At 69.5% G+C, this 24,455-nt stretch carries 19 protein-coding genes; 3 read left to right on the plus strand and 16 right to left on the minus strand.

Going from position 1 to position 24,455, the window contains the following annotated elements; all coding sequences use genetic code 11:
• Position 1 precedes the first annotated feature (1 nt).
• From ACG02S_RS05340 to ACG02S_RS05405, 13 genes are all read right to left on the minus strand, one after another.
• Positions 2-1,699 carry a hypothetical protein gene (locus ACG02S_RS05340; RefSeq protein WP_394469408.1) on the minus strand — a complete coding sequence of 566 codons (1,698 nt, stop codon included), beginning with the start codon at positions 1,697-1,699 and terminating at the stop codon, positions 2-4.
• A 7-nt stretch (positions 1,700-1,706) separates the two neighbouring features.
• Positions 1,707-2,399: a phage baseplate assembly protein V gene (locus ACG02S_RS05345; protein ID WP_394469409.1), complete on the minus strand. Its 693-nt coding sequence runs from the start codon at positions 2,397-2,399 to the stop codon at positions 1,707-1,709.
• Between the two features lie 7 nt (positions 2,400-2,406).
• Positions 2,407-3,495: a phage late control D family protein gene (locus ACG02S_RS05350; RefSeq protein ID WP_394469410.1), complete on the minus strand. Its 1,089-nt coding sequence runs from the start codon at positions 3,493-3,495 to the stop codon at positions 2,407-2,409.
• A 10-nt stretch (positions 3,496-3,505) separates the two neighbouring features.
• Positions 3,506-3,673 (minus strand): hypothetical protein, encoded by a 168-nt coding sequence (locus tag ACG02S_RS05355; RefSeq protein ID WP_394469411.1) that lies wholly within the window; start codon positions 3,671-3,673, stop codon positions 3,506-3,508.
• 13 nt (positions 3,674-3,686) lie between these two features.
• Positions 3,687-4,712: a CIS tube protein gene (locus ACG02S_RS05360; RefSeq protein WP_394469412.1), complete on the minus strand. Its 1,026-nt coding sequence runs from the start codon at positions 4,710-4,712 to the stop codon at positions 3,687-3,689.
• Positions 4,713-4,865: 153 nt separating this feature from the next.
• Positions 4,866-5,399, minus strand: a complete 534-nt coding sequence (locus ACG02S_RS05365) for a phage tail protein (RefSeq protein WP_394469413.1) — start codon at positions 5,397-5,399, stop codon at positions 4,866-4,868.
• A gap of 17 nt (positions 5,400-5,416) precedes the next feature.
• On the minus strand, positions 5,417-7,366 hold the full coding sequence (locus ACG02S_RS05370) for a hypothetical protein (RefSeq protein WP_394469414.1): 1,950 nt from the start codon (positions 7,364-7,366) through the stop codon (positions 5,417-5,419).
• A gap of 26 nt (positions 7,367-7,392) precedes the next feature.
• Entirely contained in the window at positions 7,393-7,833 is a 441-nt protein-coding gene (locus ACG02S_RS05375) for a phage tail protein (RefSeq protein ID WP_394469415.1), read from the minus strand.
• A 20-nt stretch (positions 7,834-7,853) separates the two neighbouring features.
• Positions 7,854-9,896, minus strand: a complete 2,043-nt coding sequence (locus ACG02S_RS26420; RefSeq protein ID WP_419964802.1) for a phage tail sheath family protein — start codon at positions 9,894-9,896, stop codon at positions 7,854-7,856.
• A 26-nt stretch (positions 9,897-9,922) separates the two neighbouring features.
• A complete protein-coding gene (locus tag ACG02S_RS05390) occupies positions 9,923-10,726 on the minus strand; it encodes a hypothetical protein (protein ID WP_394469417.1) in 804 nt (267 codons plus the stop codon).
• On the minus strand, positions 10,723-11,322 hold the full coding sequence (locus ACG02S_RS05395; protein WP_394469418.1) for a Pvc16 family protein: 600 nt from the start codon (positions 11,320-11,322) through the stop codon (positions 10,723-10,725). Before ACG02S_RS05395 ends, ACG02S_RS05390 begins: the two co-directional genes overlap by 4 nt.
• A gap of 1 nt (position 11,323) precedes the next feature.
• Entirely contained in the window at positions 11,324-11,641 is a 318-nt protein-coding gene (locus tag ACG02S_RS05400; protein WP_394469419.1) for a hypothetical protein, read from the minus strand.
• A gap of 313 nt (positions 11,642-11,954) precedes the next feature.
• The gene (locus ACG02S_RS05405) at positions 11,955-13,043 is read right to left on the minus strand and encodes a LacI family DNA-binding transcriptional regulator (RefSeq protein ID WP_394469420.1); all 1,089 of its coding nucleotides are present in this window, start codon (positions 13,041-13,043) and stop codon (positions 11,955-11,957) included.
• A 241-nt stretch (positions 13,044-13,284) separates the two neighbouring features.
• Here ACG02S_RS05405 and ACG02S_RS05410 point away from each other — a divergent pair, with 241 nt between their 5' ends.
• Positions 13,285-14,166 (plus strand): alpha/beta hydrolase, encoded by an 882-nt coding sequence (locus ACG02S_RS05410; RefSeq protein WP_394469421.1) that lies wholly within the window; start codon positions 13,285-13,287, stop codon positions 14,164-14,166.
• Between the two features lie 30 nt (positions 14,167-14,196).
• On the opposite strand, the gene ACG02S_RS05415 is transcribed toward ACG02S_RS05410, so the two are convergent.
• Together ACG02S_RS05415 and galB are read right to left on the minus strand one after the other, a co-directional pair.
• Positions 14,197-15,282: a LacI family DNA-binding transcriptional regulator gene (locus ACG02S_RS05415; RefSeq protein WP_394469422.1), complete on the minus strand. Its 1,086-nt coding sequence runs from the start codon at positions 15,280-15,282 to the stop codon at positions 14,197-14,199.
• Between the two features lie 179 nt (positions 15,283-15,461).
• The gene (galB, locus tag ACG02S_RS05420) at positions 15,462-18,185 is read right to left on the minus strand and encodes a beta-galactosidase GalB (RefSeq protein WP_394469423.1); all 2,724 of its coding nucleotides are present in this window, start codon (positions 18,183-18,185) and stop codon (positions 15,462-15,464) included.
• A gap of 228 nt (positions 18,186-18,413) precedes the next feature.
• On the opposite strand from galB, the gene ACG02S_RS05425 reads away from it, so the two are divergent.
• Both ACG02S_RS05425 and ACG02S_RS05430 read left to right on the plus strand, forming a co-directional pair.
• Positions 18,414-19,469, plus strand: coding sequence for a LacI family DNA-binding transcriptional regulator (locus tag ACG02S_RS05425; RefSeq protein WP_394469424.1), 1,056 nt, complete (start codon positions 18,414-18,416; stop codon positions 19,467-19,469).
• On the plus strand, positions 19,466-21,031 hold the full coding sequence (locus tag ACG02S_RS05430) for a glycoside hydrolase family 43 protein (RefSeq protein ID WP_394469425.1): 1,566 nt from the start codon (positions 19,466-19,468) through the stop codon (positions 21,029-21,031). Before ACG02S_RS05425 ends, ACG02S_RS05430 begins: the two co-directional genes overlap by 4 nt.
• A gap of 87 nt (positions 21,032-21,118) precedes the next feature.
• Here the strand turns inward: ACG02S_RS05430 and ACG02S_RS05435 are convergent, their stop codons facing one another.
• A complete protein-coding gene (locus tag ACG02S_RS05435) occupies positions 21,119-24,280 on the minus strand; it encodes a TonB-dependent receptor (RefSeq protein ID WP_394469426.1) in 3,162 nt (1,053 codons plus the stop codon).
• Positions 24,281-24,455: the final 175 nt, after the last annotated feature.

The following is a 24,455-nucleotide window of genomic DNA, read 5'->3' on the forward strand; positions in this document are numbered from 1 at the left end:
GCTACTCCTTGGCCTTCGGGATGGGCAAGCAGATCTTCAGGAACGCCATCCACTGGAAGATCAGGTTGAACAGCGACAGGAAGATGTTCAGCACGATGAACGCGCACAACGTGATGATGGGCAGCGAGAACGAGCAGATCCAACCGAGGCCGATGGCGGGGGCGCCGCTGCCCTTGCCGTCCATCAGGTCCTTGGGATCGCCTCGCAGCAGCTGCGCGAGCCGGGGCGGCAGCGCGAAGGCGACGCTGGGCTTGACCTTGGCGAGCTGGTTGCGGTCCAGCAGGTCCGGCATGGGGATGACAGGTACCGCGGCGCCCGACGACTCGAACCACGGTGCGATGGTGAATTCCTCGCTGTAGCCCGACCACACCAGGCGGACCGGGCACCCGTCGTGCTCGGGCTTCAGGCGCACGAAGGCACGCACGACGAAGCGCGGCTCGGCGCCGTTGCGGCCTTTGTCGAAACGCCCGCCGGCTGGCAGCAGCCTGGCGAACTGCTGCTGCATGCACACAAGCGACGCCTCGAAGATCGCGTCGCCGGTCGCTGGGCTCACCGCGCCCCAGCGGTCGGGGATGCTGACCGTGGCGCCGGGTTGTGCGTCGAACAGCACGGCCTTGGCGTCGAGCACAAACTGCCAGGCGCTACGCCGGTCGATGCGCGCCGGCTGGGCGCCTGAAGCGGGCACGTCGGTCTCGACCTGCAGCGTCTGCAGTGCCGCCTGCAGCGCCCGCGCGCCGCTGCCCTCACCGAAGGCGTCGTACTGGTTGTTCAGTTGCAGCAGCAGCAGACCCAGCGTGCGGTACAGCGCGTCGTGCTCGGCGCGGGTGAACGCGGGTTGCGACGCCGCCAGCGGCGTCTGCGCGGCGCGGCGGGCGTCGTCCGTGCCGATGGTCCGCACGGCCGGCACCGGGAAGGCGCGCGCACCACCCGGCAACAGATAGCTCACCATGTCGGCCCGCAGCGCGCTGCGTTCGTCGGCGTCCGTGCCGAACGCCGGCGCGCTGGCGGTGGCCTCGGTCAGTTCGCCAGACACGACTTTCAGCGTGCCGAACAACAGCGTCTTGCCAGCACCGGCGCACACGTCGGGCGCGGCGACGAACAGGGGCTGCACGTCCTCGCTGACCGATACTGCCGACGCCGCCAGCCGCGCCGACCCCGCCGTGCGCACGCGCTGCTGGCTCGGCGCCAACGCGTCCAGCAGCGGGTGCCCCAGCAGCACCGCCCGGCCGCGCCGGTCATGCGCGGGGTCGAGGTCTTCGTCCACCGGCTCCCAGCCGAATACCTTGTTGCCGGCCTTGAGCCACGCCAGCCTGCGAGCACCGTCCACACGGCGCAGCACGAAGCCGCTGCTGTCGATCTTGTCCGGAGCCACGCGCGGCTGGCCGGGCTGGTCGCAGAAGCATTCCAGCACCAGCAGGTTGAACACGCGCTGCAGCGGCGGAAACACGCGCAGCGCGCCGTCGCTGCGGGCGGGCGACATGGCCAGCACGGCGGCGTGGCGGCCGGTGTCGGCCAGGTCTTCCAGCAGGCCTTCGACGAACTCCTGGTCGCGCCGCTCGACGATGACCGGCCGCTCTTCGTGGGCGCGCGAGCCATGACGCAGGCCCGTCAGGCAGACCGGGTGCGCCCGCCCGTGCGACACCGCCTGGGACGCGCGGATTGCGAGGGGTTGGGGCGGGCGCTTCACTGCTTGCGTCATGCCGGCCTCACCAGATGTTGCCCGCGCCGGGCGTGTACGACGTCGACACCACCGCGTTGGTGATGAGGGTGTCGCACTTGACCACGCCGGAGAACGTGGACATGGCCGCGTCCACCTTGACCATGCCGGCGCTGACCTCCACTTGCGCCGCCTGCACCTTGACCTTGGCGGCGGCCTCGACGGAGACACCCTGCGTGTCGATAGTGACCGTGTTGCCCGCGCATTCGATCCTGACCTTGCCGCCTGCCTCGTCGGTCATCGTCAGCTTCACGCCGCCGGGCGTCTCGCACGCGATGGTGGCCGTGGCCTCGCTCTGCTCGACGATGGCGATGCGCGTACCGGCCTTGCCGGTGATGCTCCAGCGGTCGACCTTGCCATTCAGGCTCTCGGGCGGGGCGGCTGCGCCATTCCACAGCCCGCCCACGACCACCGGGTGGCGCGCGTCGCCGTGGACGAACACCACCAGCACCTCGTCGTCTTCCTGCGGAATGAAGAACCCGCCTCGGTTGTTGCCGGCAAACGGGCTGGCGACGCGCGCCCACAACGCGACGTCGCTGGCCGTGTCGAGCGCATACAGCTCCACCTTCACGCGGGCGAGGTTCAGCGGGTCGTTCACGTCTGTCACGCGGCCCAGATACGGTATGGCCAGCGCATGCAGCGGTGCCGCGAAATGCTGCACGGGAAGCGTGTCGCGTTTCATGGGGCACTCACGCCGGGTTGCCGAGGTAGGCGCTCTCGGCGCTGAACTCGGTCTCGAAGCCGCGCTGCGCGTCGTAGCGGTGGGTGCAGCCGGTCACGTAGTAGGTGTTGTCAAAGCGTGGCGACACGTCGGCCAGCGTCACGTGCGTGCCCACCCGCAGCGCCGGATTGCCCTCGCAGCTGGCGACCACGCGCACGAAGCGGCGGGCGCGCTGCTCGAACTCGGCCTGCGCGAGTGCGTCGGCCTCGGACTGGGTGAGCGCGAGGCGGTGCGAGGTCTGCTGCACGCGCTCCCCGAAGGCGGGCTGTAGGAGGTCCTTACCCAGGCGGCCGCTGCCCGGTCCCACCGGGGCGCTGCTGCCGGTGCCCTCAACCGCCTGGCCCTGGGCGTAATCGAACCCCGACAGCTTCACCTCAGTGACCTGATGCGCCAGGTCCGCCACGACGCGCACCTTGTGCAGCTGGCTGTGCATGCGCAACGTCACGGCGTTGCGCTGCACGTCGCGGCGCGGCGAGACTTGCAACTCGCCGCCGCTGATCTGCAGGTCTGCGCCACGGCGGGCCAGCAGGCGGCGCAGGAAGGCCAGGTCGCTCTCGTTGAACTGAACCTCCACCACGGACGTGTCCGACAGGCCGGTGATGGTGGGCGTGAGGCCCATGCGGCCGGCCACCTCGCGGGCGATGTCGGCCACGGACTTGTTGTCATACACGGCGATGCGCCGCGTCATGCGCGCCTGCTGGGCTTGATCCTCGGCCTGCACGAGGAGGCGCGGCGGCCCCTCGCTGTCCAGCGCCAGTTCGAGCGCGCTGACGGTGCCGGAGAAGATCTCCGTGGGCGCGGCGGCCTCGCCGGCATAGACCTTCAACGCCGCGCCGAGCTTGAGCAGGCGCTCGTCCTCGAAGGCCAAGCCCACCTGCCCGTCGGCGCGGGCGGTGAAGTTGACGAAGGCGATTTCCAGCGACGACAGGCCGCCCTCCTGCTCGCGCATCACCAGCGACTGCATGAGGCCGGCCGCCATGTCATCGTCCTGCCCGGCAATGCGCAGTGTGGGGCGTGCCGAGTAGAACGCCAGGTGGGACAGGTTGATCTCGCCCATGACGTCCCTCTCAATCGGCGGCCAGCCGTTCGAGCCGCCACGCCTCGCGGCTCAGCGCCGCCTGCAATGCACGCTCGTCCAGCGTAGGGCCGCCCTGCCCTTCGCCCGACGCGGACGGCGGCGGGCTGACCGGCTGCGGTTGCGTCTGCACTTCCAGTTCCTCTATGACGACGGCCACGGTGGCTCCTTGCTCAGTCGAACTTGATGCGGGCGCCGACACCCATGTCGGCCTTCATGCCGGAAGAACTCGCGCTGACCGCCTTGCCACCAAGCGCGAACTCGCCCCCCACGGCGACGGACGGTGTGCGCGGCGGCGCCTGCAGTGCTGCGGCGTTGAGACGGACGCTGGTGGGCGTCCTGCTGGCCCCGAGGCCGGCAAAGGGCTGCAGGCTGACGGCGCCGCCGGAGGAAGCACCCGCGCTCAGGCCAGAACCCAGTGAGATGCCCGCGCCGGCGCTGGCACCCATGCCCGCACCGATGCCGCCAGCGGTACCCGCGCCGGCCGTACCGCCCGTGGAGAAGCTGACGGCGGCCTTCAGCTCGATGCCGCCGCCGGCCACCGCCGCCACGCCGGCGCCCGGGTTGCGCATGCTCTCGAAGCCGTTGGCCGCCGCCAGCGCGCGTCCCGCGACGGGGTTGCCGCCCTGCGAAGCCATGCCGCTGGTGCCGCGTGCGCCCATCGGGGCCAGGCTCACGCCGCCCCCGGCCGCAGCCGACGCGTCCGGGTGGCCCGGCGGCAAGGCCGCGAACACATCCTTGGGGTCTTGCGACGACAGGCCAATCTTCAGCGTCGAGCGCAGCGGCACGCCCTCGGACGAGAAGAAGTCCAGGTTCTCCTTGAACGACTCGACGATGCCCTTGAATTGGAAGGTGCCCCAGCGGAAACCAACCAGCGGCGGCGCCTGGTCCTTGTTGGTCGCCTTGTCGCCGGGGTTCAGGAACTGTTTGATCCGATCCGTTTGCTCGCGCACGTCGCCGCCGTCGTGCGTGCTGTCGAACACCAGGTCGAATTCCAGCTTGGCCGTGGTCTGCGCGACGAACTGCTTGGCGTTGGCGTCGCGGCCCTTCTTCTCCAGCGTGTTCTGCACCGAGTACGACAGGCTGGTCGGGTTGAACTGCACGAGCACCGCGTCGGGGCTGTCGGCGTTGGGCTCCTGGCTCGGGCAGGCCTGGTCGACCTTGTAGAGCTTGGCCTTGTGTTCGTCCGGGATGCGCATGTCAGCCCTCATTTCCAGGTTCGGCGGCGGGCCGTGCGCCGGGCCACTCCCAAGCCGACCCGCACTGGCGATGTGGTTGCGGATCGATGCCGCAAGCATCACTGCCGCCCCGGGGGACCGGCCAAGGTAGGCCTTGCACGAGGGGCCTCATGGTCAAACCGCCTCGAAGAACAGGCCTTCGTGGGCCAGGTGGATCTCTTCGATGCCGACGTCGCTGGCGCGGCCGTTGAAGTCCGCGGCCTTGAACTTGACCGGCATGGCCCGCTCCAGCCGCCACTTCAGTCGGGGGGTGCCGTCGATGTCCAGCATCGTGATGCGCACCGTGAGCCGGTGCGCGAGGGCCCCGTTGGCGCGCACGTTGCCGTCGCTGGTGCCCGCGCCGCTGAACAGGCCCCACCAGTTCCACAGGTCGCGCTGCTGCGTCATGCCGCGCTTGAGCACCACGGTGGCAAAGCTGACCTGGCCGGCGCGTTGGTGGGCGCCGTAGTTGACGCCGCCTTCCTTGATGGTCTTGGTCTCCATCGAGGCTTCCAGCCCCGACACCTCGGCGAAGGCGCCTTCGCACAGCGGCTCGTCGCCGCTGGCGCCAGTGCCGCCACCGCGTGGGGCGATGGGCTCGCGCGTGAACGCCACGCTGAAGCGGAAGCCGAACATGGGCGGCGCGAAGTGGTCGTTGGTGTCGGGCATGGTGATTTCGATGCCGATCACGCCGCGTTGGCGAACGCCGACGCCGGGCCGGCGTCGCGCAGGTTCAGCACGACGACGATGCGCTGGATGGGTTGTGCGGGCTGGATCTCGATCTGCGCGATGAGCCGGCCGGCGTCGAGGTCGTTCTGCTGCATGGTGTCGCGGCCACATCGCACGACGAAGGGCGTGCCGTCGGTGGACAGCGCGCCGCCCGTCAGCAGCACGCGCATCAGGTCGGACAGCCGCTCGCGCACGCGTGCCCATAGCCTCTCGCCGTTGGGCTCGAAGCTGAGGTCGTTGCCGGCACCGCGAGAGGCCTGGATGACGACGTTGATGAGCCGCCGCACGCAGGCCTGGCGCGTGCGCGGGTCGTCGGCGCAGGTCACGTCCGACAGCAGCTGCGGCCCGCGCGGCGTGGGGCCTAGCAGGCACACGCGCTCGGCCAGCGTCAGCGATCCGAGCGGCGTCCAGTGCGCCTGTTGCGTGGCCTGGGTCCACGCCATCACCGGCTCGCTGCCCTGGTAGCGCTGCAGCGGACGCGTGCCCGCAGAGCGGTACGCACCGCGCTCCAGCGCGCTGCGGGCCAGCACGCCGGCCAGCGTGCCTTCAGGCGCCTCGATGCCGCCCTGCGCGTCGGCGCTGTCGCCGGTGCGAACCCAGGGGTAGGCGATCTGCAGGCGGTCGCTCAGCAGGCTGCCCTCGCCGTCGGCGGCCGGCAGCATCCAACCAGGCGTCTGCGCCATCCACGCAATCCACTGCGCCGGGGGCGGTAGGTCGGTCGCGTCGCTGAGCAAGGGCAGCGAGGCCAGCAACTGCACGTCGCGGCGGTGGAAGGATCGGCCGGCGTTGTCCAGCAGCGCCAGCGCGCGCAGTTGCAGCTGGCGCCACAGTTCCAGACCGCGGGCGTCCAGCCGGGGCGGTGGCAGCCGGCGACCGACGGGCAGGTTGTCGGGCGGCGCTTCCTGCACGCACTCGACGAAGCGCTCGTCAGCCGCGACAACCTCGGCGGGCGGCACGTGAGACGGTACCGGGCGCGCGCAGGCATCGATGAGATCGGGCAGCAGAGCGAAGCTCACGTCCTCCAGCCCGTACACATGCTCCAGCCCGACCCAGTCCGCGGCCGATTGCGCCACGGGAGGCGCGCCACTGCGCAGGCCCGTCATGTCGCTGCCGGCCATCAGGCGCCGGATGCCGGGCAACTGCGGGCACCGCTCCGTGTCGGCGTCGAATACCGTCGGCACGAACGGCCCGCGTGGCTCTGGAAAGCAGGCGGCGAATCGGCTCACGCGCGTGTCGAACACATCGCTGGGGTCGCCGCTGCGCACGACGTAGCAGCGCCGCCCGCCCTCGCCGAAGAAGGCGCGCACGGCCACGCCCAGCGGCGTGGCCAGCACGGGGTCGTCGGCGCGGACCCGGCGGTCGCGGATGCCGTGCTGGTCCCACGCGAACAGCGCGTCGAACGTGTCGAAGCTCTCCAGGGCCACCGGCAGGTTGTGCAGCCGCTGGATGCGCAGCCACGCCGCCAGTTCGTCGGTGCCGAGCAAGCTGCGCGGCTGAAAGCTCCGCAGGCGCGGGTCGTCGATGAGGGCATCCGGCAGCGGTGTCAGCGTCCGGCAGTCCTTCAACAGCGCCGCGAACACGGGACGGCGGGTCTGCGCGGCGAGGAGTTCGGCCAGCCCCGCGGCTTCATCAGCCGAGGCGGCCGCCAGCAGCGTCTCCACGAAGCGAGCGCCCGAGGCCAGCGACACCCGCAACTGCGCCACCGGTACGCCGCCCACACGCTCGATGCGCTGCGCGGCCAGCCAGCGGGCCAGCACGTTGGGCATGGCCTGCAGCTCGCCGGCCGGTGGCACGCGGCGGCGCGCCACGGTGCCGATGAAGCAGGCGATATCCGTGCGCAGCGGGTGGGCTGCCACAGGCAGCGCCACCTCGAAGCTCAGGCCCGGTCGCGGGCGGGTGATGGTCATGACGGTTCAGCGCGATGGGGTGCGGTTCACTCGACCTGGTAGCCCTCGCAGGAGAGGACCAGCTCCTCCATCGCCACGTCGCCGCCGCCCTTGCCGGCCAGCGTGGGGCCGGTGTACTTCAGCGGCATGGCGCCCTGCAGACGCCAGGTGGCCACGGGGCCGTTGCGGGCCTCGTCGAGCAGGTGGATGACCACGGTGCGCTTGGCCTTGTAGCCATCGGTGCGGGTCAACTTGATCCAGTCGAACAAGTCCTTGCTGCCCATCAGTCCGCGCTTGAACGTCACGTCGCCGACCTTGTGCACGCCGGGGATCTTGCGCACGTGGTTCTCGGCATCGTTTCCGTTGCGGTACTCGGCCACCGTGATCTCGGTGACCAGGCCCGACACGTCGGAGAAGCCGGCGACCACGCCGGTGCCGAGGTCGACCTGGAAGTTGAAGGCGCCGTAGGGGGTGTCGCGTTGAATCATGGTGGGTTCCCTTCAGCAGATCAGCTCTTGGCGTCGGCCGTCTTCTGGCCGATGCGGAAGATGACGAACTCGGCCGGCTTGACCACGGCCACGCCGATGAGGCAGATGAGCCGGCCGTTGTCCAGGTCGTTCTGCGTCATGGTCGTGCGGTCGCAGCGAACGAAGAAGGCTTCCTCGGGCTTGGTGCCGAGCAGCGCGCCGTTGCGCCACTCGTTGTAGAGAAAGTCGCCGATGGTGCCTCGCACGTTGGCCCACAGCATCTCGCCGTTGGGCTCGAACACGGCCCACTGAGTGCCGCGGTCGATGCTGGCGCCCAGGTAGTTGAAGTAGCGCCGCACGTTGAGGTACTTCCACTCCGGGTCGCTGGAGATGGTGCGGGCGCCCCAGACCCGCAGGCCGCGGCCGTTGAGCGCGCGCAGGCAGTTCACGCCAATGGGGTTGAGCAGCTCCTGCTGGCCGAAGTTGACCGCCGGCTCGAAGCGCAGCGCGCCGCGCACCACCTCGTTAGCCGGAGCCTTGTGCACGCCGCGCTCGATGTCGTTGCGCGCGTAGATGCCGCACACGTGGCCTGACGGCGGCAGGGTGATCTCCACCGGCTGCGTGCTGTTGGGACCGGCCAGTGGGTTGGCGGCGACGATCCAGGGGTAGTACAGCGCAGCGCGGTTGGAGTCCACCAGGCCGCGCAGATCGCGCATCTGGTTGGGCGTCACGTCCGGCGGCGCGTCAAGCACGGCCATGCGGTAGCGCCGCGGGTCGGCCACGTGAGTGATCAGCGCGTCCTGGATGGCGCGATAGATCGAGCCGCCCGACACGTTGAAGAACGCCGAGTAGCCCGGGCAGGCAACGATGGACACGTCGTCCAGCGCGACGAACAGCGCCAGCGCGTCGGCGTACTCGTTGGCGTCCGGCGCGCTGCCGTCCGTGCCGCCGGCGAGCGTGTAAGTGGAGCTGGGCTCGCTGCCGTCGCTGGCCATCGTGCCGCCGCCGAAGGCCGCCAGCAGCTCCCCGGCCGTCACGGCCGCCCCGCTGAATTTCAGCGCCAGGCCTTGGGCCAGCTGGTCTGCGCGCTTGCCGGGCTTGTCGGCCAGCCGCGCGCCGATGTACTGCGGATGCTCACTGCCCAGCGTGAGGCCTTCATAGACCGCGCGGGCGCCGTCGGTGGTGTCGACCGTCACGTCGAAGGTCAGCGCGACGGCGGTGAACTGGGCGGCGTCGAAGTCGGCCGGCAACGTGGAGATGCTGGGCGCCGGCGCGGGGGCCGGCCCCGGGGCAGGCGCCGGGCCGGGTGCCGGTGCGGGTCCGGGCGGCGGCACGGCGGCGCCCACAGTGGTCCAACTGCCCGCCGTCTTGGCCCACAGCCCCACCAGCGTGGCGGCGGTGTCCTTCAGGTGGACGCGCACCACCGTGCCGTCGGGTGCGATCTCCAGCCCCTTCTTGCCGATTGGCGTGGCGACCTGGCTTACGCGAACGCTCGCGCCGTTGTAGTGCGTGCCCGGGAAGCGGGCCTCGAACCAGGCACGCGGGCTGGGGGCCGGTGCGGGCGCAGGCCCCGGCGACGGTGCAGGTCCGGGCGACGGTGCAGGTCCGGGCGACGGTGCGGGTCCGGGCGACGGTGCAGGTCCGGGCGACGGTGCGGGTCCGGGCGACGGTGCGGGTCCGGGCGACGGTGCGGGTCCGGGCGACGGTGCGGGTCCGGGGGCGGGGGCCGGGCCGGCCGCTGCAACTACGGGTGTTCCCGACGCGGTGGCTGCAGTGGCGTCGCTGGTCAGCGCGCGGCTGACGTATAGCCGGCCACCGCCGTTGTTGAAGAAGGCCTGTGCGGCGTGCGCGATGTAGTTGCGGTTGTGCACGGCGCTGGTGTCGCCGTCGAAGGCCAGATCCTCGACGCCGCCGTAGATGCGCTCGAAGTCCGCGAAGCTGGTCAACAGTTCGGGCGAGACGCCGCCGGGGCCCTTGCGCGTCGGCCCGGCAAACGCACAGGTGCTGGTGCCCACGCCTTCGATGGACTTGGATCGGAAGCTGACCTCTTCGACGTAGACACCGGGTGCAAGATATTCAGGCACGGTTCACCTCCATGGGGATCGATCGGCTAAGGCCAGGTCACCTTCGCCAGGGAACGCCGGCTCGATCCGGCGGACAGAAACACTTCGCCGGCATCCACCGTCGTCAAGGCGGGCGCCGGATCTGCAGGGTCCAGCGCGGCCAGGCGGTCCAGCACGCGCCGGGGATCGGGGATCGGCAGCGCGGCTGCGTCGGTGCGGCGCACGACGGCCTGGTCCAGCACAAGCTTCAGGGCTAGCCTGAATTCGCGCGTGAGACCCGCGGGGCCCGGGTCGGGCAGCAGCGGCGGCGCACCCGCGATGACGACGAGAGCCTCGCCATGGGCGTCGGTCATGGTGCGATGCACGGTCAGGCCGGCGACGGCCGGCGTCGCCTCGACCAGCACGTTGGCCAGGCCCACCTCGGGCCCGCCGGCATCGACCACCACGCGCAGCCGCAGCGCCGCCCAGGTGGCGCGCAAGTGCTGGGATGCCGCCGGGTGCAGGCGCACCTGCACGGGCGTGACCGCGTTGTCGGCCTCGGGGACCGTCGATGTCGGCTTGCGCAGCAGGCGCGGCAGCGCGACAGTGAAGCCGCGCGGCAGGTAGCGATGCGCGGGGTCGTGCACCGTCATCGCCACGTCGGTGCGCGGCGGGTCGGCCGGTGCGCCGTCGAACGCGCGGGTGTAGGCCTCATGGTCGTCGAAGTGGCGAATGACGTAGAAGCCGCTGCCGTTGCGCAGCAGGCCCAAGCCTGGCGCCTCCACGTGCAGCGGCGCCAGCACGCGGGCGTCGGTGACGTCGTCGACAAACTCTATGGCACCGAAGACCCGGCGGTCGAGGGTCTCGATCACGACGCGCTCTCCCCGCCACCCGCGACGTCGTCGCCGAGCTGGAAGCGCGTGGCGACCACGCGTTCGGCATCGGGTTGAGTGTCGATGTCGATCATCACGTTGCGCGCCACATAGCCCAGCGACGGCCGCAGCGGTGGCACCAGCACCTGCCAGAGCTTGCTCAGGTCGTCGAGCGAGAGTTCTTCGGGGGCGAGCGTGATGAGGTCTCCGACCCCGAAGCCGCCGATGTCTGCGAAGACGCTCCTGTCCATCACCGGCCGCATGTGCAGCTCGCGCAACGTCCAGGCGATGAGGCTCTGCTCGCGCAGCGCCGAGTCGGCCCACACGGTGACGAGCATGTGCAGGTTGACGGTCATTGGCACAGGCTTGCCAGTGGGCAGCGTGGCCGCCGGCCGGTTGCGCAGATGCTCGTTGTGCGAGATGCGGTACAGCACGATGCTGACCTTGGTGTCCTGACCGTCCAGCTTCTTGAAGTCCGACATGCCCAGCGGCTCGAACTTGCACGTGATGCCCGCCACCGGCCTCAGCTGGTAGGCGCGCGACAGCAACTGCGCGAGGCCACTGGTGAGGGCGTGGATGGCGGAAACGGTGGCCATGTCAGTGCACGCGGGGCTTGCCGGTGGGCAGCACCGACTGCGGGTTGTCGACCAGCGCATCGAGCCGCGCGCCGAGGGCGGCATCGGTGCTGACGCGCCGGTAACGCACGCGGCCGTCGGCCGCCTGCAGCGCCTCGACGACGCCACAGGCCGACATCCATCCCAGCGCGCCTTCCACCAGCGTCGCGGGCACGGGCTGCGGCTCCACGTCGATCCACCAGCGCGCGATGCCTTCGGCAGTGTCACAGGCGTCGGGGTGCTGGCGCCAGTAGCGGGACAGGTGGGAAACGATGGTCATGACGTCGGGATCCATGGGCATGGCTGCCCCTTCGGAGGTCGTGACCTGTTCATTGCAATTGCGGTGCCACACGCGGCAGTACGTGCAAGTGCCTGTCGCGCTTGAAGTCTGTGGTTTCTAGGGAGGCGCTTGGCGAGGGCGGATTTGTCTCAGCAGGCGGTGTGAGGCCTCGGCTGCAGGCGGCATGGAGGCTGGTGGAGCGGGCCAGGACGAATTTGTCCTGCTGCGCGCCGGGCGGAATCTCAGGGATGCTGCGAAGCCTGCTACTGGTTTACGGGGGGAGCAGCAGGCCTGCGGCGGGCACAGGCGCGGATGACCAGCGGGCGGGTGGCCCTCAGGCCACGATGCTCAGGCGTATTGCCGGGCGCACCTTGGGGGCGGCATCTGATTGGCGCCGCACCAGCGTGTAGTCCATCAGCGACTGGCTGACCGGCAGGCGCACGCCGTTGCGCCAGGCGCGGATGTGCCGCACCAACAGGTCCACGGCGGCGCTGGCCATGTCGCCGATGGGTTGCCGGATTGTCGTCAGCTCGGGCCAGATCGTCGTGGCCAGCGGGGCATCGTCAAAGCCGACGACGGTCAGATCGCTTGGCACGAACATGCCCAGCCGCTGCGCCACGGCGACCGTGGCGGCGGCCATGTCGTCATTGCTGGCAAAGACGGCGGACGGCCGGTTAGGGCCTGCCGCCAGCAGGTGCTCGGCGGCGTCCAGCCCGGACTGGTAGGAGTACATGCCGGGCGCGATGCGCGCGTCGGCATCGATGTCGAGCCCTGCATCGGCGACTGCGGCGCAGAAGCCCGCCAGGCGTCGATCGCTGCAGCTCTGGCCCGGGTCGCCTTTGATGAAGCCCAGCTTCTGGTGCCCCAGCGACAGCAGATGCCGCGTCAAGTCATAGGCGGCCTTGTAGTCATCGATACCGACGCTGTACAGATGGGCCGACGGCACCCCGGCCGACACCGCCACCGCGGGCATGCCGCTGCGGGCCACCTGCTGCAGGATGGCGGGCGCCTCGCAAAACGGGGGCGGCAGGATGAACCCGTCGATGCCGCTGGCGATCATCTCGGCCACGGCCGCCTCGCCGGCATTGGCAGACGCGCAGTACCGGGCATTGAGCTGCACATGCCGCAGGCTCGTCTTGCTCAGCAGCCCCAGCAAGAATCCGTTCAGGTAGCCGGCGCGCGGATCGCTGTACAGCATGCCGATCAGGATGGGACGTGAACCGGCGAGCTTGCGGGCTGCCGGATTGGGCATGTAGTTCAGCGCCGCCACGGCCGCCTGCACCTTCGCCCGCGTGCCGGGCCGCACGGTAGATTCGCCATTGATGACCCGCGACACCGTCATCGCCGACACGCCGGCCAGGCGCGCCACGTCGAAGACGGTGGCTGACCTGGGAGCACCTTTTTTTTCTGCGTCTGTCGTCATGGCCTTCCTTGTTGGTGGCGGTACCTCTTCGGGGCAGCCCGATGTTAGGAAGGGGGTTCAGTACCTGCGATCACATTTCGGCGTGAAGCGATAGCGGATGTGGATCGACTCCCTCAGCCGGGTCTGCAAGCACCCCAGGCCGGGGTGGGCGATGAACGAAGTGGCATCGCCACCGCGCCGGATGTGATCGCTGAGTCGCGCGCCCTCGCCTAGCATGCGCCGACGAACTGCCGGACTTGCGATGAAGAGACTGTTGCTGACCCTGCTGGGGTCGTGCCTGGCGGCTGGTGTTGTCGCGCAGGGGGCGTCGGCACCGGCCGGCCCCATGAGCTGGGCCATCACCCTGAATGCGGACGACAAGCCTGCCTTCGCCTCGCCGCCCGAAGGGTGGGACCGGCGCCGCGCCGGCGTCGCCCAGGGCCGGTTGGAGATGGTCGGGTACGACTCGAAAACCGTGGGCACGCGCCGCCGCATGCAGGTCTACACCCCGCAAGGCTACGACGCGCAGCGCGCGTATCCGGTGCTGTACCTGCTGCACGGCATCGGCGGCGATGAGACCGAGTGGCAGCGCTTTGCCGCACCGGAGGTGCTGCTGGACAACCTGATCGCCGACGGCCGGGCGGAGCCCATGATCGTCGTGATGCCCAATGGCCGCGCCCAGCCCAACGACCGTCCCGAGGGCAACGTGTTCGCGGCTGCGCCGGCGTTCGCACGCTTCGAGCGGGACCTGCTGGACGACGTGATCCCGGCCATCGAGTCTCGCTACCGCACCCGCACGGATCGCGACGGTCGCGCGCTGGCAGGCTTGTCCATGGGCGGCGGCCAAGCGCTGAATTTCGGCCTGGCTCACATCGACCGCTTCGCCTGGGTCGGCGGCTTCTCCGCGGCGCCCAACACCCGGGCGCCGGCCGAGCTGCTACCCGTGCCTGCCGCGGCGCGGGAGCTGAAGTTGTTGTGGCTGTCCTGCGGCAGCCAGGACGGGCTGCTGCGCGTCAGTCAGGGCGTGCACGCCTATCTGAAGGCCGAGGGACTGCCGCACGTCTGGCACGTTCCCGCCCACGGGCACGACGCCGCGCAGTGGAAGCAGGATCTCTACTGGTTCTCGCAGCGCCTGTTCCGTTGAGGGCGCCGTGGCGCCTCAACCCGCGGCACATCAACCTGCGGCGCTCAGGCGCAGCGGCGGGCGGGAGCGCGGCGCGGCGTCGGACTGCCGGCGTATCAGCTCGTGGGCGACCAGTACGTGCTCGCAAGGCAGCGGCTCGCCGGCGCGGCGCGCGCGGATGTGGCGCACGAGCAGATCCACCGCCGCGCCTGCCATCTGCGTGATGGGCTGGCGGATGGTGGTCAGCTCGGGCCAGATGGTCGTGGCCAGCGGCGCGTCGTCGAAACCGACTACGGTCAGGTCGCTGGGCACGTCCAGCCCCTGGCGATGGGCGATGGCCACGGCGGCGGCGGCCATGTCGTCGTTGCTGGCGAACAGGGCCGTGGGGCGCTGCGGGGCCGAGAGCAACTCCTCGGCCGCGTCCAAGCCGGAGCGGTAGCTGAAGTCGCCCTGGGCAGTCAGCGCCACCTGGGCGGGATCCATGCCGGCGTCGCGCAGCGCCGCATGAAAGCCGGCCAGCCGCCGCTCGCTGCAGCGCTGATGCCGGTCGCCGATGACGAAGCCCAACCGCTGGTGGCCCAACTGCAGCAGGTGGCGCGTCATTTCATAGGCGGCGCGGTGGTCGTCGATGCCCACGGCACTGAGCTTGGGGTGCGGGCGCCCGCTAGACACCGCGACGGCCAGCTTGCCGCTGTCGATGGCCATCTGCAGCAGCGGTTCGGCGTCGCAGAAGGGGGGCGCCAGGATGAGGCCGTCCACACCGCCAGCCAGCAGGGTGGCGACCTGCCGTTGTTCGTCGTCGCGGGCCTCGCAGCGCTGCACGTCCAGGTGCACGTGGCGCAGGCTGGCCTTGTTGAGCAGTCCGATCAGGAAGTCGCTCAGGTAGCCCACGCTGGGGTCGTGATAGACCATGCCGATGCTGATCGTGTCCGCGTCCAATACCCGGCGCGGTATCGGGTGGTTCTGGTAGTTCAACGTGTCCAACGCTGCGCGCACTTTGTCGCGCGTGCCGGGACGCACGTTGTCCTCGCCATTGACGACGCGCGACACGGTCATCGGCGACACGCCGGCCAGCTCGGCAACGTCGGCAATTGTCGCCAGCTTGGTGCGACGCCGCTGACGCAGGGGTGGGTTCAATGTCGACCTCGCAGGTTCACTTCGGCCTGCGCCGTGCGCAGGGAAATGATTTCGCTAACATTTATTGGTTGAAGAATCACCAGCAGACTGTAGCGCGACTGGACAGCGCGGTCCTTGGCGTTTGCCCGACGCTTGCAGCATTCATCGGCAGGCCCTCGACGCGCTGCTGCGCATCGCAGTCAGCGCCCCTCCCGCTTGGTGTGCAGGGTGATCTCGGCCGGTGCCAGGCCGTCTGCCTGCGCGCGCACCACCAGCGTGCCGGCGGTGCCCACCCGGCCGCGCACGATGGCCAGCGCCTGGCCGCTGAAGGCACGACGGTGGGGTGACGGGAACGGCTCGAAGCTGGTCGCGTCGCCATTGTCGGTGGCGACGATGTCGCCGGGGCCGTCAATGCTGAAACGGATGCGCGTGTCGGCGCGCGGCACAGTGCGTCCGGTCGAATCCGTGACGCGCAGCGTGACAAAGCTCAGGTCGCTGCCGTCAGCCATGATCCGGCTGCGGTCGGCCTGTAGCGCCAGCGCCGTGGCCGCGCCCGCGGTGGCGACGGTGGCCGTGGCCCAGGGCATGCCGTCCTTGTAGGCCTGCAGCGTCAGCTCGCCGGGCTCGTAGACCACCTCGTCCCAACGCAGCCGGTACTGGCCCGTCGCCTTCTTCCGCTTGCCGAGTGACCGGCCGTTCAGGAACAACTCGGCTTCGTCGCCGCTGGTGAAGGCGTGGACCGGCGTGACCTGGCCCACGCGATCCGGCCAGGTCCAGTGCGGCAGCAGGTGGGCCATGGGCAGGTCGGGCCGCCAGCGCGACTGGTACAGGTAGAAGCGGTCCTTGGGGAAGCCGGCCAGGTCCACGATGCCAGAGTAAGAGCTGCGCGCTGCGTAGTAGGGCGTGGGCTCGCCCAGGTAGTCGAAGCCGGTCCAGACGAACTCGCCGGCGACGTAAGGATGGGCGTCCAGCGCGGCGAAGACCTTGTCGGCCGAGGCGCCGAAGTCCACCGCGTACAGCTCGTAGCCGCTGACCTGCAGCGCTTGGCTGTCGCCGCCGCGGCCATCGCGCGTGATGGAACTACTGGCCGGCGTGACCGGGAACAGGTAAACGCCGCGGCTGCTGAACGCAGAGGCTGTCTCGCTGCTGAGGATGAGCTTGTCCGGGAACCTGGCGTGGAAGTTGGGGTATTGCGGCGGCGTGCGGATACGGTCGGTGCCGATGAACTCGGGGTCTTGCCTTATGCCCTCGCCCTGGTAGTTCAGGCTGATGACGTCCACCTCAGCCGGCAGCGGCATGTCGGACTTGGCGAAGTTCATTGCCGTCGTCGTGGGCCGGGTGGGGTCTTCCTCACGGGCGATGGCGTGTAAGCGGCGGGCTATCGCCGCGCCGGCCTGGTCGGTGTACTGCTCGCCCACCTCGTTGCCGATGCTCCACATGATGATGGACGGGTGGTTGCGGTCGCGGCGCAGCATGGCCCGCAGGTCGGCGTCGTGCCAGTCCGGGAAGATCAGGTGGAAGTCCAGCGGCGTCTTCTTGCGCTCCCAGCTGTCGAAGATTTCATCCACCACCAGCAGGCCCATGCGGTCGCACAGCTCAAGGAACTCGCGGGCCGGCGGGTTGTGCGACATGCGCACGGCATTCGCACCCATCGCCTGCATGATCTGCAGCTGTCGCTCGGCGGCCCGCACGTTGAAGGCGGCGCCCAAAGCGCCCAGGTCGTGGTGCAGGTTGACGCCCTGCAGCTTCACCGGCTGGCCGTTGACATGCAGGCCGGTGTTGGCGTCAAAGCGCAGCGTGCGGATACCGAAGGGCGTCTCGTAGCGGTCGATCACGCCGGCCTTGCTGGACAGCCGCGTCACAGCGACATAGCGGTGGGGTTGCTGCTGCGGCCTCGGGCCCCACAAGCGCGGCTTCGCGATGCGCATCGCCAGGGCGGCGACGCCCTGCCCGCCCGCCGGCACCGCGAGCGCCGGCTGCAGGCTCGTGGCGACGGCGTCACCCATCGGTTTCCCATCCGCGTCCAGCGCAAAGATCTCGGTCTGTACGTCCACACGCGCGGGCGCGGCGCCGTCGTTGTCGACGCGCACCTCCACCTCCACCGTGGCCTGCCCGGCCGCCACCTGGGGCGTCGTGATGCGCGTGCCCCAGTGAGCCACATGCAGCGGCGCGGTCTTGGTCAGCCAGACCTTGCGGTACAGGCCTGCCCCCGGATACCAGCGCGCCGACTCGGGCGGGTTGTCCAGCCGAATGACCAACTGGTTGGCGCCGCCCGGTTGGGCCCAGGGCGTCACGTCCAGCCGGAACGAGTTGTAGCCATAAGGCCAGCCGCCCACCAGCTTGCCGTTGAGCCACACGGTGGCATGAGACATGGCGCCGTCGACGTCCAGGAACAGCGAGCGGCCGCGGTCCGCCTCCGGGATGTCCAGCGTGCGCCGATACCAGACCGGGCCCCAGGTCTGCAGCCGGCCCATGCCGCCGTACGGGCCGGTCTGCAGGAAGGGGCCGGCGATGGCCCAGTCGTGCGGCAGCGTGACGGCCTGCCAACCGCTGTCGTCGAAGCCGGGCCGCACGAAGTCGACATCGCTGCCCAGGTGGCCCTCGGGTCGGCGATGGCGTTGGGCGGGATCCTTGATGAAGGGGTTGGCGCTCGGCAGCACCCAGGGCTTGAGCACGCGGTCTTGCGTGCCGGCCTGGGTCCGCACGGCTTCGTCGGGCCGGGCATCGGCCACCTTGCCGTCCGCCGACGCTTGCACCTCCGGGCGCACGTCATACATCAGCCGCGCCGTTGCGCCGGCCGGGTCGCTGCGGTGGAAGCGCCAGCCTGCTGACAAGTCGATGCGCTCGCGCGCCAAGGCCGGCAAGGCCACGGCCAGGCACAGGGCCAACGCAGTCGCCGTGCGCCGCCAGGGGTTGTCGTACATCCTTGAGTCTCCTGCGGTCGTTGGTAACGTTCTCAAAATCTACATTCAAGCCCGTCAGCCTAAGTGGAAACGCCAGCAGGCACGTGCTGGTAGATACCTATGATAGCGATACCAATAACGAAGAGACAACGCTGCGCATGACGTGGAGCGCGTGCGGCTTCCCCACCCGGCCAGGTGACCGCAGGGCCGCTGAGCCGGGCCACTCCACCGCATCGCCGGCGGCTCGAAATGGCTCCTCCACCCCCTCTCCTTCTGCCCGACCTGCGGGCGCGGCTGCACGACGTGGCGCGTGAGGCCGGCGTGAGCCTGGCCACGGTGGACCGCGCGCTGAACCACCGGCCCGGTGTCAGCCCACGCACGCTGCAGCGCGTGCAGGAGGCGGTGACGCGGCTGACGCAGCGCCACCACGACCCTGCCATGCCGCTGCCGCGCGGCGGTGGGTGGCTGCTGTGCTTCCTGCTGCCGGCCGGGCAGAACTGCTTTGTCGATCAACTGCGCGAGGCACTGCACGCGCTGACGCCGTGGCTCGCCGAGCAGCGCGCCCGCGTGGAGATACGCACCACCGACGCCTTCTCGCCGGCGGCTGCTTCCGCAGCGGTCAGGCGGCTGCGCGGCCAGTACGACGCGGTGGTGCTGATGCTGCAGGACCACCCACTCGTGCGCGAAGCCGTGGAACGCATGGCTTTCGACGGCACCAGCGTCGTGACGCTGGTGTCCGACATCGCGGCGCGCGCGCGCAGCCATTTCGTCGGCATCGACAACCGTGCCGCTGGCCGCACGGCCGGCGCACTGCTGGGCCGCTTCGTTGGCGCCTGCCGCGGGCCGGTGGGCATCGTCATGGGCTCGCATTCGCTGCAAGACCATGCGCAGCGGCTGCACGGCTTCCAGCACGCAATGGCGGCAGAGCATCCGCAGCTGCAGTTGCTGCCGCCGCTGGAGTGCAAGGACCGGCCAGAGGCGGCGCAGCCGCTGGCCGCTGCGCTGTTGGCACAGCAGCCCCGGCTGGTCGGGCTCTACAGCATCGGCGCCGGCAACGACGGCATTCACCAGGCGCTGAAGACGTCCGGCGCCGCGGGCCGGCTGGCCTGGGTTTGCCATGAGCTGACGCCGCACACGCGTGCCGCGCTGTTGGACGGTAGCGCGAGCGCGGTGATCGGCCAGTCCGCCATGCAGGAGGCGCGTGCGGCCTGCCGGCTGGCGCTGGCGCGGCTGACCCGCCAGCGCGAACTCGCAGACGTCGAGCCCATCCGCATCGAGATCTACTTGAAGGACAACCTCCCATGACAGCCACTCGACTGGCGGCCGCCCTGTGCGCAGCCGGCCTGTGCCTCGCCTCGCCGCCAGCCCCGGCCTGGCAGTCCGACAATGGCGACGGCAGCTACACCAACCCGCCGCTGAACGCCGACTACCCGGACCCGGACATCATCCGCGTCGGCGAGGACTTCTACTTCGCCACCACCACCTTCGCCAACTCGCCGGGGCTGCGCATCCTGCACTCGCGCGACCTCGTCAACTGGCGCATCGCCGGCCACGTGCTGCCGCGGCTGGAAGGTGGCCCGGCGTTCGACCTGAAGGGCGGCAGCGTCTACCGGCGCGGCGTGTTTGCGCCCAGCCTGCGCTTTCATGACGGGCAGTTCATCATTGCGTTCACAATGGTGGGCCAGCACACGCGCATCTGCCGCGCCGCCGACGTGGCCGGCCCGTGGCGCTGCCACGCGCTGGATCGCGCGGCCTTCGACCCCGGCCTGTTTTTCGACACCGACGGCAGCGCCTACATCGCCACTGCCATCGGCAGCGACGGCACGGTGACGCTGCTGTCGCTGAGCCCGGACCTGACGACGGTGACGCAGGCCCGCAAGATCCACCACATCCCGGGCGCCGAGGGCTCCAAGCTCGTCCGCCGCGGCGACTGGTACTACCTGTTCAACGCCGTGCCGCGCCGCCTCGCGATGACGATCTCGCGCGCCCGTGCGCTGACCGGGCCGTGGGAGACCATCCCGTCCATCAACAGCGCGCAGACCGGCGGCCACCAGGGTGCCATCGTGGACCTGGCCGACGGCCGCTGGTGGGGCTTCGTCATGCAGGACAAACCCAGCATCGGCCGCATCACCAACCTCAGCCCCATCTTCTGGAAGGACGACTGGCCCGTCTGGGGCACGCCCGAAGCGCCAGGCCGCGTGCCGGCCGTCGCGCGCAAGCCGGTGCAGGGCCAGGCGCCGCAGCAGCCCGCCACGTCCGACGAGTTCGATGCGCCGCAGTTGGGCCTGCAATGGGCGTGGAACCACAACCCCGACGACAGCCGCTGGTCGCTGGCCGCCCGCCCCGGCTTCCTGCGCCTGCAGGCGACGCGGGCCACCACGTTCTGGAGCGCCCGCAACACACTGACGCAAAAGGGCCAGGGCTCCTACAGCCGCGCCGACGTGGCACTGGACCTCCAAGGCCTGGTGCGAGGCGACCACTGCGGCTTCGGTGTCATCGGCAAGGTCAACGCGCACATCGCCGCGACGCGGCTGGACGATGGCAGCCTGCAGCTGGAGATGGGTGGCCAGGTCGACCAGGGCGACGGCAAGCCGCAGACCGAACTGCCAATTGAACACCCAGCCCGCGCCGCACTGCCCGGCCCGCGCGTGCTGCTGCGCACGGAGCTGGACTTCACGCGCGAGCGCGGCCGGCTGTCTTGGTCGGTGGACGGCCGGTGGCAGACGCTGGGCGACGAGTTCGCCTTGATCTACGACTGGCGCACCGGCACCTTCCAAGGGCCGCAGTACGCCCTCTTCTGCTTCAACCCCGGCGCCACAGGCGGGCAGATGGACGTGGACGCGTTCCTGTTCAGCGATCGCCGCTGACGCTGGCGGCACCTGCATGAGAGACGCCCCGGTATGCCGGGGCGTTGCTGTTGGCGGCTGCCGGAGTGCCAGCAGCCTCAATGACCGTCAGAACGCGGCGCGCATCGACACGTTGTAGCTCGGGCCCGGTTTGTACTCGTCGAACACGGCGCCGGGGAACTGCACCCAGGTGCGGCTGATGGCATCGGTGGCGTTCCAGACGCTGAAGTTCAGGCTGGTGTCGTACTTGAAGCCGAAGGCCTGTTTGAAGTTGATGCCGGCGGAGGCATCGATCTGTGTGCGCGCGGTGCTCCACATGTAGGCGCCGGGCGTGGACAGCCCCACGCTGGAACCGACGATGTGCTCCGACTGGTACTGGCGAGAGACCCGGAAGCTGTAGCCATTGCGCTCGTAGTACAGCGTCAGGTTGTTGGTGCGCGGCGGCACACCGGCCACCGGCAACGCGTTGGGCAGCGTGTCGGTCTGCTTGGTGTACGTGTAGTTGGCGGTGAAACCGAAGCCCTTGACCGGCAGGAAGTCCAGCGGCTGCTGCCAGGTCAGCTCGGCACCGCGCACCTTGAGCTTGGTGGCGATGTTGAAAGGTTCGGTGATCTCCACGATGTGGCGGTCCCGTCCGCCGCTGGCGGTGACGGATTGCGTCTGTGCATCCGTCAACCCGACCTCGCCGTACAGCGCATCCAGCTGCGCCAGCGTGTAGCTGACGACGCGGTTCGCCGGGCGACCGGTCAGGTCCTTGCCGAACGCGCTCAACGCCACGTAGGCTTCGCGCGTCATGTAGTACTCCAGCGCCAGATCGAAGTTGTTGGACTTGAACGGCTGCAGCTTGGGATTGGTCAGGTTGCCCTGGCGCGCGCCCTGGTCGCCGATGGTCAGCCGGGTCTGGCGCAGGTCCGCCGGGTTGGCGCGCGTCATCGACTTGGAGGCCGACGCCCGGGCGATCAGGCTGGGCGTGATGTTGTAGGCCAGCGAGGCCGACGGCATCATGTTGGTGTACGTCGTCGACTCGTAGTTCCAGAGCGTCAGATCGTCGTAGCGGGCGCCGTTGAGGTTGCCGAGCGCCGCGTTGCGCGGGTCGGCCTGCGTGACGACCTCGCCGATGGTCTGCTGCGTTTCCGCATAGCGCAGGCCAGCGTTGTAGCGCAGCGTGCGGCCCAGCGGCCGCAGTATGCCGGTGACCTCGGCATAGGCCCCGTAGACGTTCTCGCGGATGTATCCACCGCTGCCGTTGCCGAAGCCGCGGCGGATGTTGTCGCGGAAGTAGCCGTAGTCAGTGTCCTTCGCGAACTTGTCCCAGTTGACCGTGATGAAGCCCTGGCTGGAGGCCATCGCGTACTCGGGCACCCGCGCGTTGGGAATGACGGACCCCAGGTAGGCCAGCGGCGTCGTGACGCCGCTCGTCACGCCCTGGCCGAAGCCGGGGTACGCGGTGGCGGGCAGCGCACCGGTGGTGGTGCGGCCATCGCAGCCGGGCGTTTGCAGCTGGGTGTTGGGCTGGAAGAAGCGGTAGTTCATGTTGCCGCCGCAGGTCACGTTCATCCAGGCGTCGGCCACCGAATAGCTGCGGTAGCGCCGCTCGATGTCGTCGACGGCGACACCGACCTTGAGGTTCAGCGTCTCGTCGCCCCACTTGGCGTTGAGCCGGCCGCCACTGGTGGTGTTGCGACGGTCATAGAGGTCCATGCGCAAGCCCGACAGGCCCTGCCCGGCTTGGTACCAGCCGAAGTTGGCCGGGTCGTTGATGTTCAGGTTGCCGCTGTAGCGCGGGATCTCGCCGGGGCGGGAGTTGTCGTAGGTGATGACGGAGTTGGGCGACCGCGTGGCGAGCAGCACCGTCGGCATGTCGCGGTAGAAGTCGCTGTAGGTCAGGTTGAGGTGGGCGTCGATGGTCAAGTCATCGCTGGGCCGCACTTCGAAGCCGGGGTTGAAGCTCCAGAACTTGGTCTTTTCCTCCATGGGCCGGAATTCCAGCGACCAGAAGGTGTTGGCGAACGTGGCTTTGGTCAGCACGCAGCCGCTGGTGCAGTCGCTGCGGTCGAACTCCATGCCCACGGGGATGGGCGTGTTGGCGCGCGTGCCGGCGTTCATGCCGTTGTAGACCATCTGGTTGGACTTCTGCGCGCCCAGCATGTCCAGGTAGATGTCCCACTTCTCGTTGGGGCGCCATTGCAGGCTGACGATGCCGCTGGCGCGTTCGCGCTCGCCCTCGTAGCTGATGTGGCGGCCCAGGCGGCCCATCAGCGCGTTGTCGATCTGCTTGATGTTGGCGCCGGGGTTCAGCGCCAGCAGCATGTCGCGGTTGATCTGCGCGCCGGGTGTGCCCAGGATGGTGCGCGCATAGTCCGGCAGCGCGCTCAGCGCCAGGCCGGATGGCACCGTGTCCGGCGTGGACTGCGAGCCGCCGCCGGTGTTGTTCGGATTGTCGCTGGCCAGCGCCTGGAAGGATTTCAGCTGGAAGTTGCGCATGTCCACCGTCTGGAAGCCGGTGGTCCTGTACTGGGTGTGCCCCCAGGCCGCCCCCACGAGCACGCCGAAGTCGCCCAGCGTGTTGGTGCGCCACGTGTTGCTGACCAGCGCAGAGCCGGTGTCGCTCCACTTGCCGACTTGATCGCGGTAGTTGCCGCTGAGCGTGACCGCCGAGCGGAAGCCTTGCTTGTCGAACGGGCGCACGCTGCGCATGTCCACGGTGCCGGCGATGCCGCCTTCCAGCACGCTGGCACGCTGGCTCTTGTAGACGGTGGCGCTGCGGAACAGCTCGGAAGGCAGGAAGTCCATGTCGACTTCGCGGTTCGCGCTGATCGTGCCGCCCCAGTGGCCGGCCGAGGCCGAGGCCATGGGCGCGCCGTTCAGCAGTACGCGGGTGAAGTTTGCGCCCATGCCGCGGATGGAGATGTTGAGCCCCTCGCCGTCGATGGTGGCGCGGTTGACGCGCACGCCGGGCACGCGCGACAGCGAGTCGGCAATGCTGGAGTCGGGGAACTTGCCGATGTCTTCGGCGAACACCGTTTCACTCAGGCCGATGTCGTCGCGCTTCTCGCGGGCGGCGTTGGCCAGCGAGCTGCGGTAGCCGGTCACGGTGACCGTCTCCAGCGTCTTGCCCTTCGCCGCGGCCGCCGCAGATGCGGCGTCGGCGGGCGGCGTCACCCCTTGCGCGTACGCGCCAGCGATCAAGCTGGCCAGCATGGTGGTTGCGAAAACATCGCGTGCCACGGTCATGCGGCGTTGCGCCGCGCCCTTCGAATCAGCGTTCACTCTTGTCTCCTTTTGTGGATCTTCTCGGGTCTTGTTGCGCACCGCGTGCCGAGAACACGGCTTAAGCAGGTCTGGTAGTTAGACCAAATGATTGGTAACGCAATCATTTCAGTCTAGTTTGAGACCGCTACCACGGGACTATGGTTTTCCCGATCCAAACGGCGGCTGTGGCGTT

This window comes from Pelomonas dachongensis (assembly GCF_043555865.1).
Classification (GTDB): Bacteria; Pseudomonadota; Gammaproteobacteria; order Burkholderiales; family Burkholderiaceae_C; genus Pelomonas; species Pelomonas dachongensis.

What these genes read in the sequence shown, in the direction of transcription:
- ACG02S_RS05340 (WP_394469408.1), bottom strand. Translation starts at nt 1,699, where the DNA reads ATGACGCAAGCAGTGAAGCGCCCGCCCCAACCCCTCGCAATCCGCGCG.
- ACG02S_RS05345 (WP_394469409.1), bottom strand. Translation starts at nt 2,399, where the DNA reads ATGAAACGCGACACGCTTCCCGTGCAGCATTTCGCGGCACCGCTGCAT.
- ACG02S_RS05350 (WP_394469410.1), bottom strand. Translation starts at nt 3,495, where the DNA reads ATGGGCGAGATCAACCTGTCCCACCTGGCGTTCTACTCGGCACGCCCC.
- ACG02S_RS05360 (WP_394469412.1), bottom strand. Translation starts at nt 4,712, where the DNA reads ATGCGCATCCCGGACGAACACAAGGCCAAGCTCTACAAGGTCGACCAG.
- ACG02S_RS05365 (WP_394469413.1), bottom strand. Translation starts at nt 5,399, where the DNA reads ATGCCCGACACCAACGACCACTTCGCGCCGCCCATGTTCGGCTTCCGC.
- ACG02S_RS05370 (WP_394469414.1), bottom strand. Translation starts at nt 7,366, where the DNA reads ATGACCATCACCCGCCCGCGACCGGGCCTGAGCTTCGAGGTGGCGCTG.
- ACG02S_RS05375 (WP_394469415.1), bottom strand. Translation starts at nt 7,833, where the DNA reads ATGATTCAACGCGACACCCCCTACGGCGCCTTCAACTTCCAGGTCGAC.
- ACG02S_RS05395 (WP_394469418.1), bottom strand. Translation starts at nt 11,322, where the DNA reads ATGGCCACCGTTTCCGCCATCCACGCCCTCACCAGTGGCCTCGCGCAG.
- ACG02S_RS05400 (WP_394469419.1), bottom strand. Translation starts at nt 11,641, where the DNA reads ATGCCCATGGATCCCGACGTCATGACCATCGTTTCCCACCTGTCCCGC.
- ACG02S_RS05405 (WP_394469420.1), bottom strand. Translation starts at nt 13,043, where the DNA reads ATGACGACAGACGCAGAAAAAAAAGGTGCTCCCAGGTCAGCCACCGTC.
- ACG02S_RS05410 (WP_394469421.1), top strand. Translation starts at nt 13,285, where the DNA reads ATGAAGAGACTGTTGCTGACCCTGCTGGGGTCGTGCCTGGCGGCTGGT.
- galB (WP_394469423.1), bottom strand. Translation starts at nt 18,185, where the DNA reads ATGTACGACAACCCCTGGCGGCGCACGGCGACTGCGTTGGCCCTGTGC.
- ACG02S_RS05425 (WP_394469424.1), top strand. Translation starts at nt 18,414, where the DNA reads ATGGCTCCTCCACCCCCTCTCCTTCTGCCCGACCTGCGGGCGCGGCTG.
- ACG02S_RS05430 (WP_394469425.1), top strand. Translation starts at nt 19,466, where the DNA reads ATGACAGCCACTCGACTGGCGGCCGCCCTGTGCGCAGCCGGCCTGTGC.